We start from the raw sequence: 11057 nt of genomic DNA on the forward strand, positions 1-11057 counted from the left end.
TTTTACTCAAACTTTATCGTATGCTTTATTTCCTCCACCTTGTCAAAAACGGCTGTTTTTCCGTCCGTGATCCGTACCCGTACATCTCCCGTATTGGCTCCGGAAAGGTTCAAGGTCAACTGATACCAGTAACCCCGTTGCACATTATAATCCTTTATCAGATTAGTACCCAGATAGATATGATACTCCACATCGATGGGCGCTGCAGAACCGCTGGGAGTAGTCCCGTCCGATAAGTACTTTTGGTAAGTATAAGTCCCTTTCAATACGATGTAAGTGCAATAATCCAGGCTGCCGTTCGGTCCGTACCGTTTCAATCCCTTGTCTGCAAATGATGAGGCAGTGCCCATCCCACGCAGATTTTCCGGCATATAGAAATCATAGAATGTTCCCGAGTTCATGCTCCCTGTGGCAGATGGAGTATCTGTATTTATATCCGTTCCCGCCGGATAGTTGCTGTTCAAAGCACCTCCCCCTCGAGTATACAGTGCCATCTTTTGAGGCAGGTTATGTACTTCCATCGCGCTGATGGTAAAATCCCCACGGTCATCCGTATCCTGCCACTTCACGGATATTTTAGCGTAGGCGCGGTTCAAGGCCGCCACCACTACAACTTTTCCATCGCTTGTGGGCGTATAATCTATGGGGCCGGCTGTCAGCAATTTGAGCTCTCCCGTAATGCCTGACACACTCACTGTTTTTGCCTTCAATGCATCCTCGGTTCCTGTAAACCCATCCAGGAATCCGGTTCCTGCATTCACTATCACATAGAACCTGCTGATTACCTGTGAAAACTCAGCACCTGCCGTATTGATCTTCAGCACATTGCCATTCAAGTCTAGCGTTCCTTCTCCTGTAAAGGCTACTGCCTTAATGAAATTGTTGTTGTTTGCATTGTACTGTACTACCCACACATTCTCGATGGAAATGCCTCCCAGTGAAGGCGGAGTCGTTACCCGCGTACTTACTTCCAGTGCCGGCGGCAGTTCCATCCTGAATATGATTTGCGCTTTCTCCGTCATTGTTCCCGTGTCCCCGTCGCATGCTACCGACAGCAATGCCAGTAGCCAGGTCCACCATATACTGCTGCTTCCCGTCTTGTACTTCATATCCTTACATGTCTTTATTATTTCCCTATTTCATCCGACGGCAATTCCGTTTCTGTATATCCCCTTACCGCCAATGTTAAATCCGACGGCTCCAATACCCCGTAGAAAGTCAGCGTAAAGTCAAATACATACTTCATACCGGGAAGCAGTTCTTTCACGATGGAAGCCACGTAGTCGTCAGTCAGGCTTTTGATCTCACCTCCATCATTGTACCCCACCGTCAGGTTTACTGTAAAGGTGAGCATTGCCGAGCCGTTAACTGGCAAGAGAACTTCCTCTTTGCTTTCCCGGAAGTCTCCCACACCATTATTGTTGTTTGTAAAGGCACTGTACTGAAAGGCCGGACCGTCATAGTTTTCGGCCGCCTGCCACGCCGTACCGCCCAACGGAAAGGATAGTTTTTCCGGCAACCCTTTCACCTTGATATTGTTCACCTTGAGTGAAGTGGGTGATATGGGTACGTTGTTTCCGTAATTTGCCTTCACCCGCACTTGTACTTGTGTGCCCATACGCTTGAAAGGTGCGGTCAGTGGGGCTTGCATCATGGTTTGGCCTGCACTTCCGGGTTGCACGGTCATCCCCTTCAGCCGGTTGTACATAAAGTCACGCCCGTTATACACGTCGATGACACCTCGCCCGTCGCTGGTTAGTTCCGGCGTGTCTGTAGAAGAATTATAGGAGAACAGGTAGAAATCGTATTGCCCGCGATAGAGCGGCATCTCCCCTGTGGCCGTACCATCCGCCTGCACTGTATATTCGGCTGTTGCGACCGGTTTTTCCCAATCGTTGCTACCTGCCTTGTAGACATATACCCGAAGCATGCTGCCTGCCGGTATATCTTTCGCACGGGTGGTTATTGCACGGGTTTGTGCATCTGTACCTGACTGTAGATCTTCTTCTGCCGAACCTTTGTACATTACAAAGCTCACCGTCACCGGTTCACCCGGTTCTGCCGGAGGCGGTACGTCTCCTGTCTCTGTGCATGCTCCCAGCAATATTCCAGCCAGCAGCATTATCAGTCCCTTTTTAAACTTCCATCCCTTTTCCATTACCACTAATCATTAAATCAGATTCCAATACTTGTATTCTGGCTTGCATCGTTCTGCCAGTCGTCCATCTGTACGCCGGAGAATCCGCCCCCCATTTTGTCTACCGTCACCTTGTAAATGTAGTGTTTGCAAGGCTCCCATTTCTGTGGAGTGCCCACTACTCCTGTTTCAAAGGTGAGGTCTGTTCCCGCCGCTCCTTCCGTCTGCACGGTCACGGTCAGGCGGAAGGATAGCAGTGGCTCTTCGCCTGCCATGGGGGCAACCAGACAGGTTACATTCGGTGTGCTGCTGCCTGTTGTCAGCACGGTTTCTCCCGTCAGTGTCAGCTGCGATGTGGACGATAGTCCTGCCAGTTTCCCATTCTGGAGATTCATCGTGCCGTTCCCTGCCTGTATACGGTTCGTAGGGCTTAGTATTTCTACCTTCTTCAGCGTTAGCTTCTCTGTAGCTGCATCCGATTTCAATACGCGCAGGCTCACCTTTGCCAGTGCATGTACCAGCGGAATGCTGAGCGACCGGCTGGTAGAAGAGGCATCGAGGGGAGTCACTTGCAGGCCATTGCCCGTCGGTTGTCCTTTCACATACTTTCCCGTGAGCAGATAATCCGTCTGCGCTGTGGCAATAAAATTATCCGCTGTCACCACGCTGACGGGCACGGTATGGTTGCCGCTGCTGTTGTTTGTCACGGCGAGGCCGGCCGGAGAATAGGCATATACTTTTGCCGCTCCGTTCCCGGCAGTGATCTGCGGCGGACTGGCAGTGCTCCAGGTTGTGCCCGAGAGCGTATAAACCGAATTCGGATAGGAGGGGTAGGCTGTATGGTCCGTTGCTTTTGTTACATAAATTCCCACTTTATCCACTGCTGTCAGCAGGGTGCGGGTGGCGGCACTGCCCGTTTCGTCCAGTGTTACGGATTCCAACTCCAATGCCTCCTCGCAGTCTTGCCGGGGCAGCACAGTATCTTCGCTGCATGCTGTCAACAGCAGGACTACTCCGCCAAGAAGCCATCCTTGCCATCCGTTTATCTGTTTCTTCTTCATATTTCTAGTTCCTTTTTCCATAATTATTAATCATTAATCATGCGAATCGGTTGTTGAATGATGATTTGGGGACTAAATAATTCACATCCGTTAGTAATTGAGCTCTCGTGGAGGTGTCCGAGTGCTCTGCCAGGGGCACGAGAGCTCCCGCGGAGGTGTCAGGGCCTCGGAAGGGTCCACGAGAGCTCCCGGCGAGGTTTCCGAGTACTCGGAAAGGTCCGCAAGAGCTCCCGTGGGGGTGTCAGGGCCTCGGAAGGGTCCGCGGGAGCTCCGGTGGAGGTTTCCGAGTACTCGGCAGGTATCGCGGGAGTTCCGGTGGAGGTGTCCGGGCATTATTTCACCCTCCGCGTCCCTAAATCCGCATTTATATGAGTGTTGCTGATTCGCATTTGTCATCAAATAGCAATCATCGGACATCAAACGGCAATCATCGGACATCATGTCGCACTTCCCGTGTCCATTTCCGCCTGCGCGTCGAAATCGCTCACGGTGACGCCCGTCAGGATCAGTTCGTCCGAGGTGGTGAAGGTGAACTGGTAGTTGTTGCCCGCCTGCAGCGTCAATCGTGCGGCAACTGTCTCCTTGTAACTCTTTGTATCTTCAGAAGCCCCGCTGCCGGTAGTCACTTTAATCGTATAGGTGGAGTAGGTGCCCGGATTCACAATGCCTACATACGAATGTATGCTACTTTCCTCTGCACCTGAAGTACGGTAGAATGATACTGTTTCCGTTCCGCTGCCGCCACGCATACCTGTACCTTCTATTATGGCTTTGTTAGGAGTCTTTGCCGGTACATAGTTAATGACCAAAGTTATTTTTGCAAAGGCGTGGGTGAATCCGAATGCCAGGTGATTGTTGACGGAGGTGGCGGTGGCCTGCAGTTTATTGCTGTTGAAGAAACTCCCGGTTGTAGTCTGGTCCGGCTGTATCGCCGTGAAATTCTGTGGGAATACTGCCGTGAAGACCTCTCCTCCATTCGTCGTCAGTGGTGTTTCGCCTTCATAGATTCTCCAATACTTCCCTTCTTTCTTATACAAGGCGGCCATTCCCTGTTTTGTAATCTTTATCACATCCCCTTCTTCAAAGTTTTTACGGTCATAGTTGGCTGTCGTCACCGAATAGGTCGGATCGGTCCTTGTATTCGGTGCCGCATTGTTCCCGGTAATAGATGCCGATACTTCGACGGGGAGGGGGCCGCTGTGCTCTTCCTGTCCGCAGGCACAGAGCAGGCAGAGTAGCAGGCAGAGGAGCGGATGGCTGTTGGTTGGTTTCATATTGCTTTTCTTTTATTACTGGTTGCTGTCGAAATCGCCTACGTAGCCGTTGTCGGCATTGTGCCATTCTTCTATCTCCACGCCTTCGGGCACCAGGCGGTCGTTTACCACTGAAAGGTTGTAGCGGTAATGCGTGTCTTTCAGGCAGGCACAAGTGACGTTGCAACTGTAGGTGATGGTGAACGGATTGCCGTTGTCGGTGTCCGAGACTTCCAGCGTTAGGGCAATCATTCTGCTTCCTGTCTGTAATGGCGAAAAAACGGCACACCACGTATTGCCGGCAGCATCGGGGCGGAGGGGGTAGATGGTTTCCTCCTGTGTACCGCCACTGTAAATGCCTGTTCCTTTCAGGGTGAGCACTGTCTTGTCGGCGGCAAAGGTTATATCATGGGTTCCCGTCAGTGCCAGCGTGATGCGGCCATTCACATGGGTGAACTGGTTGGCCCCTGTAAATGCCAACAGTCCGGTACGGTCTGCTTTGATGCCGGACGGGGTTGCCAGGCGGTTGCTCAGGCGGAAGTTCTCTGTCGTGCGCTGGTCGGCACGGATGCCGTTGTAATCCAGCGGGTAGACGGCCGAGTAGGTGGCTGCGGACTCGAATGTGAATTCCGTTCCGGCTGTTACGCTCCAACTGTTTCCGTCCGCATTCAGCTGATAATCGCTGGTGGCTGTATTGCCATTCTTGCTACGTGTGATACGGATTTTGTCGGCTGCTTTGAAGGCTTTACGGTCGTATGCCGTTCCGTCACTACCGGCTCTTGTGGCAGGAGTGTTACCTATGCCGGCAAGCACCTGCAGTGGAGTACCTTCGGGCGGCATTTCCCCTCCCGAGGTGGTTCCTCCATCCTGCCAGCTTCCTATGTCTACCGTACCCAAGGTTATATTGCGGTTCCCCAGTATCAGATGATAGGTGTAACGGCTGCCTTTCGTCCAGGCTGCATCGAACAGTGTTCCCGCCTGAACGGTGTACTCACGCTCGTCGGCAGTATCGCCCGTCCTTCCCATTACTACTGTTACTGTGATGCTGTTACCGGCAGTAGCCACTTTGGGGATGACCAGTCCGTATGCCACTATGTTGGGTGAACCCGTTGAACCCGGACGCGCCGGATTACTGCTTGGAGTAAAGCTCAATTCGTCGGCAGCTGTTATATCTGTCAGGCTGCCGTCTGCCAGTGACATCCTGCTGCTTGCTGCCGTAGCCTTGAACGGTGTGCCGCTACCGGCTTTCAGTGTGATGGATTTTACATAATCATATTCTGCGTCGGCCGGTCGGTCGGCTGCATTGTCCATCGTGAAGACTACTTGTGCCAGGGCATGCTGCAAATAAATATCCGGGGTGTACGATGTACGGCTTACGCTGATGGCTGCTTCCGATCCCGGTGTGCCGCTGGCGGAACCGTACAGATAGTCGGTTGTGGAGCAGGCGGTGGTGCTTGCGCCGTCAAAGGTCTGTGCGGCGGGAACGCTGACCGGTACGGTGGGTGCTGCAGATGCATTCCTTGTGATCGCCTGTGTGGCTGGCGACCAGGCATACAGCTGTCCTTCCACGGAGTTTACATAAACCGCAGGTGAGGTCGTCCATGGCTGTCCCGCAGTGGCAGGTGCGCTAAATACCGTACCTGCGTCCGGTGTTCCCGGGTATGTTGCATGGTCCGATGCGCGAGCCACGTAGATGCCGACAGTGTTTATACGGTCTGCGGCCGCACCAATGCCGTTTACAATGGAGCGGCTGCAGGCGGTACCTGCGGTAGCTGTGGTGACACCGGGCTGCAGGGCGACACGCATCCCGTCTTCAACCGGAGACGTTTCTCCGGTACATCCCCCCAGGATAAGGGGGATGCAGAGGAGGATAAAGGTTTGCTTCATATCATTGGATGTCTAAATTGCCACCGGTGACTTCGCTCCAGGCAGTAACTTCTACTTTGGTAACCTCCAGTTTTGTTCCACTCAGCTTTACTGTATAAAGATTGTTGTTGCCGGGCTTCCACTTGCCTTCAGCATCTGCTTCAGTAGGGGCTTTGATCGCTGCGGTGTAGGTTGCTCCGTCAATAGTGAACACAGCTTCTATTTTACCATCTTGAATGGCGCTGTCAGTTATGGGCAATACCAGGATGCTGAGTTTTTTGGCTTCGCTTTCTGCTGTTCCTAAGGTATAAGTACCGGTAGTTATTGTACGGGTATAGGTGGCAGCTGTAGCAGTATTCTGGGTAATTGCTCCTGTGGTAACATTCATCGTTGTTGAGGTACTTCCTTTTGATAATACTGAGCTCCCGTTCGTGTTTTTCAGAACAATCTGAGTCAAGTCTCCAGTTCCGTGATAATCGCTACTTTTGTATACGCGAAAGCTAACCATGGAGAGTGCATGTTTCATGGTGAGGGTAATGCTTTTGCTTGCATTCTGATTGCTTGCTGTTGTTGAAGTGGCATACATATAGTCTATTTCTCCATCGGCAGCAGCAATGGCATTGCCTGTTGCATTATCAGCCACTGTAATTGCAGCAGAAGATTCCAGAACAGAAATCGGAATGGTGGAATTGGCTGTCACATCATCTTCACTGATCGGTTGGAAAGTTGTTCCATCAGATTTATACGCCGGATAATAGGCATAAATAGTGGCTGTTTTATTGGTCAGGTAAATAAGATCTGACCCGGTGCTACTCCAGGAACCACTACTTAGCAGATATATAGCATGGTTATTGCTTTTTGCTTTGGTGTAATCGTCCCCCGCAGCATATACGGCCACATTCTGCATAATAGTGTTTTTGTTTGCAGTCTGCTCACCTCCTTCTATCACGCTGCGCGTTATCGCCACAGTCGGTGCAATTTGTAATTCCACCGGTTCATTGCTCTCAATATCCTTTTCGCATCCTGTAGTGAGCAACATACAGGGGAGTGTCAGGCACAAATGCCATAAATTGTAATTCAGTTTTTTCATTATCATGTGTGTTTCTAACTATTTATCACTGTCCTACTCTCTGTCTCCTATTCCCAAGTCACCGGCTTCTACCAGTTTCCACGGTTCCACCGTGATAGAGGTGATGGAAAGAGTATAGTCGGAGAGGGTCAGAGTTATTACATGCGACATGCCTGCCTTCAGTATATCCGAAGGTTGGGCGTCGCCGTATATGATTTTTACATTATTATAAGTTCCCGTGGAAGTTTCTACGGTCAGTGTATATTCAGTTTCTGCATTTTCACTTAGTGGCGGTAACATCAGGCTGCCCAGTTCTACGGGGGTAGTGTTCGCAACTTCATTGCTGCCATCCGCAGGCGTCAGTGACAAACCGGCTGTACCGTCGGAAGGTGTACTGAATAACGGTTCTCCCGTTGCCAATGGAACTATTGCTTGCGCCTTGGCCTCGTTTACGGTTACTTTTAGGATCGTCACCGGCAAGCCTCCGCTTTTCTTCTTGCATGCCTTGAAGCGTATTCTGGTCAGCAGGTGGTTGAATGTGAGCGGTTTGTCCCTCTCTTTGAGTGTGTTATTGGAAAACCGTTCTCCGTCCCATTTGCACCCCTGCAGCTCATTGACATAAAGCAAGTCTTCCTGCCCGGTCAGGGTGTAAGTCACAGTACCGTCCTTAGGTACGGCCTCCGGAGCCCAGGCCACCAGATATAGATAATCGCCATAAGGGGGATAGACGGGAGCGGCTTTGCCGCCCTCCGTATTCCATGTTATAACTCCCGATTTATCCACATCTGCCGTCCATATCCCTTCATTCTTCCCGTTCAGCGGCGTGTACCTGCCACTTTCCGAGGAGAAGGCCACGGAAGCCTTAAATGCTTCTCCCGACTCGGTGCGGGTCACAGTGGCGGCAGCAGAACCTTCGAGTGCACCGCCGCGGGCGAATAGCTGCACGGGTATGGCTTCCTCCGTCAGAGGCACCTCGCCGCTGTCGCTATCTGTACAACCTGCTGCAAGTCCCGAAAGTGCCGCAAGCCCGAGCAAACAGCCGACCGGTAAAAGCGTCCTTAGTTTCCGTTTCATAATCATAATACGAATTCAGACGGGTTAGTCTAAATCGGCAGAGCCGGGAGTGCCTTCCACCCATTTGTTTACTGTAGCCGTGGCTACAATGGATGCGGCTCCGGTCACAGCTTCGGGTTCCTTTACGTTCAGGGTTATCAGGTGCGACTGTCCTTTAACGGTGGTCAGGTCACTGTCCCCGTTCTTGATGGGTATGTTGACGAAACTCAAGTCCGTACCGCCCACGGTGAGCACTACATCCACCATCACGCTTCCGGCAGCGTATATCATTACCGGATTACCGGTTTTAGCCTCCGTTGCATTCAGGGCTATATTGGATATACCCGGTACATTCAGTGAAGAGGCTGCTGTCCAGGTTACGCTTCCATCAGCTGCATCCACCGCTTGCGGAAGCTGGGCGTTCTGAACAGAAATGCCTTTCACGAGCACTGCCTTGTTGTCCCATTCACCGGTGCCGGCGGCTTCGGTCAGTTTCACTTGGAAATTCAGTTGTGTAGTGAGGTGGTCGAAAGTCAGGTTAAGCGGACTTATCGGGGAGCTCTCGCTGCCTGCATCCACAGCTTCGGCGTACATCACGTCCTGCTGGCCGTCCACATTCTTCATGGTTACTGCCGTGCCGGAAGATGCCAGGGTACCGTCAGGAGCTACAGCCACCAGATGTGACTTGACAGTGGTGGAAGGATTGTTGGTGTTGTCATAATAGAGTGTCGGATTCAAGGTCACTGCTGCATTCGCACCTGCTTTGAAGGAGGCTGTGGAGACATTGGCACGGTCGCTCAATGTTCCGCTGGTTATGCTGTTTGCTTTTTTAGCAACAAAGCCCGTCCAGTCGGCTGTATTTCCGTCGCACATCAGCACTGTGGCTGTCACGTCACTTCCTTCTACGACTGCCGCACGTGTTGTTCCCTGCACGCTCTGTCCTATCCGGATCGCTTTTGCATTAACCGGTGTTTCCGGTGTACCCATGTTCTCACTCTCACTGCATCCGGCTGCCAGAAGCGCCAATACTGCTAAACCAATTCTTGTTTTCATTTTTACGTTTGTTTTTAATTAATATGATTAATATTGATATGATTAATTTCTTATTTAAGTTTCGCAAGTTTATATGGAGGCTGTTAAATGATAATTTAGCGCAGCAAAGCCTGAAAGGCGTTCATCTATCAGCCCAGGGCAACGCCCTGGGTAATAATGCACTCCTATCTCTGCGCCCTGAAAGGGCAAAAGCCCGTTATACAATCTTATGCCCTTTCAGGGCGTAAGGTGAAGGGGGTGTTCTTAAACCCAGGGCGTTGCCCTGGGCTGATAGATGAAAGCCCTTCAGGCTTTGCTGCAAGTAATCCGAATGGAAACCTTGCTCCAGCGCTACGCTGGTAAATTCCTATTTAAAAGAACTTGTGAAACTTGAATTTCTTATGTAATGTTCCTGATTAATCAGAACTGTCTGTCCTGAATGACAGGTGTCTTTTCCCTGAATTACAGGTGCCTTGTCACCAGCTCCCCGTTTCCTCCGCTGCCGTCCTCCCAATGCCCGACGGTTGCCGTTACGTTCACCGCCTTTGGATCGAGTGAGGAAGGATCTGGAATTTCTACTGAAACGGTGTAGGATATTCCTCCTGCGCCTACGCCTCCTTCAAAGTGGATGGGCAAACCGGTGTAGACCAGGTCGTTCTCCGGTTCTTCATCCGTTGCCAGGCGCAGGTCTATGGTGAACTCCGCTTCCGGCTGTACCAGCACAAAGCCTGGCAGCTCGGCAACGCCTGCTTCGAAGGGGAAACAGTTGCCTGACTTCTCACTGTCATAGAGGATGACGGGCGGTGCCGGAGTGCCGCACTCCAGCTTTTCGGTGAGCAGCGAAAGCGTCACTTCCTGTGCCAGCCCGTTCAGGCGGAGTGAACGGATGCTGTATTGTTCGGGATTTTCTACATCCAGTTTCAGGCGGAAGCTCAGTTGGGTGAGCAGGTGGCGGTGTACCAGCATCTTTTCTGTATCTGCCGTGAAGGGATTCTCCGCCGATCCGCTTTGTTCGGCTGTCAGCATCAGGTCTTCTTCCCCGGTGAGGGTGTATGTCAGTGTTCCGTCTTCTGTCAGGGGTGCGGGAGGGTAGAATCCGCGCAGGTAAACGGGGGTGCCGTCCGTGGGGTAATAGCGCACGGGGACAAGGGTAATCTCATTGCCTGTTGCAACGCCGTCCCAGCATTGCGTATAGCTTCCTGAAACGCTTCCGCATGCCACGCATACGGGGGTGCCGTCGAAAGCGTCTACTGCGGCTCGGGTGCGGATACCGGTATACAGTTGTATAGGTATCGGTTCGGGCTCGGAGGAGTGTTTGGAGCAGGCTTGCAGCACTACGGTCAACACTGTAAGCAATGACAGCGCGACAAAGAGGGAGTGTATCGCAAGCTGCGGATAAATCTGTTTATTTTTCCATTTCATGAATTGCTGTATTATTCAGAACAAGTCGTTCAGTTTGATCTCTGCCAGATAGATTCGCGTCATGTGATTGATCACTCCGAGTTTTGCAGCTGCACCGCGATAATGCTGGTACAGCATCTCGTGTGTGGGATGGTTGCAGTTCAGATGCTCACCGATGGCTTCCA

General features: G+C 51.7%; 9 protein-coding genes. All 9 read right to left on the reverse strand.

What is annotated here, in order from left to right; translation table 11 throughout:
- Positions 1-2: 2 nt before the first annotated feature.
- The 9 genes from AAE250_RS22585 to AAE250_RS22625 all read right to left on the reverse strand — a co-directional run bounded on the left by AAE250_RS22585 (position 3) and on the right by AAE250_RS22625 (position 10893).
- A complete protein-coding gene (locus AAE250_RS22585; RefSeq protein ID WP_294602915.1) occupies positions 3-1109 on the reverse strand; it encodes a DUF4906 domain-containing protein in 1107 nt (368 codons plus the stop codon).
- Between the two features lie 17 nt (positions 1110-1126).
- Positions 1127-2158 carry a fimbrillin family protein gene (locus AAE250_RS22590; protein ID WP_294602918.1) on the reverse strand — a complete coding sequence of 344 codons (1032 nt, stop codon included), beginning with the start codon at positions 2156-2158 and terminating at the stop codon, positions 1127-1129.
- Between the two features lie 17 nt (positions 2159-2175).
- Positions 2176-3198 (reverse strand): fimbrillin family protein, encoded by a 1023-nt coding sequence (locus tag AAE250_RS22595; protein ID WP_294602920.1) that lies wholly within the window; start codon positions 3196-3198, stop codon positions 2176-2178.
- Positions 3199-3635: 437 nt separating this feature from the next.
- Positions 3636-4472, reverse strand: a complete 837-nt coding sequence (locus AAE250_RS22600) for a fimbrillin family protein (RefSeq protein WP_294602922.1) — start codon at positions 4470-4472, stop codon at positions 3636-3638.
- 15 nt (positions 4473-4487) lie between these two features.
- On the reverse strand, positions 4488-6338 hold the full coding sequence (locus AAE250_RS22605) for a fimbrillin family protein (protein WP_294602925.1): 1851 nt from the start codon (positions 6336-6338) through the stop codon (positions 4488-4490).
- Position 6339: 1 nt separating this feature from the next.
- Positions 6340-7407: a fimbrillin family protein gene (locus tag AAE250_RS22610; RefSeq protein ID WP_294602928.1), complete on the reverse strand. Its 1068-nt coding sequence runs from the start codon at positions 7405-7407 to the stop codon at positions 6340-6342.
- Between the two features lie 33 nt (positions 7408-7440).
- A complete protein-coding gene (locus tag AAE250_RS22615) occupies positions 7441-8460 on the reverse strand; it encodes a fimbrillin family protein (protein WP_294602931.1) in 1020 nt (339 codons plus the stop codon).
- 24 nt (positions 8461-8484) lie between these two features.
- Positions 8485-9492 carry a fimbrillin family protein gene (locus AAE250_RS22620; protein ID WP_294602933.1) on the reverse strand — a complete coding sequence of 336 codons (1008 nt, stop codon included), beginning with the start codon at positions 9490-9492 and terminating at the stop codon, positions 8485-8487.
- Between the two features lie 441 nt (positions 9493-9933).
- Entirely contained in the window at positions 9934-10893 is a 960-nt protein-coding gene (locus tag AAE250_RS22625; protein WP_294602191.1) for a fimbrillin family protein, read from the reverse strand.
- Positions 10894-11057: the final 164 nt, after the last annotated feature.

The sequence above is a fragment of the Bacteroides sp. GD17 genome (assembly GCF_038448625.1).
Taxonomy (GTDB): domain Bacteria; phylum Bacteroidota; class Bacteroidia; order Bacteroidales; family Bacteroidaceae; genus Bacteroides.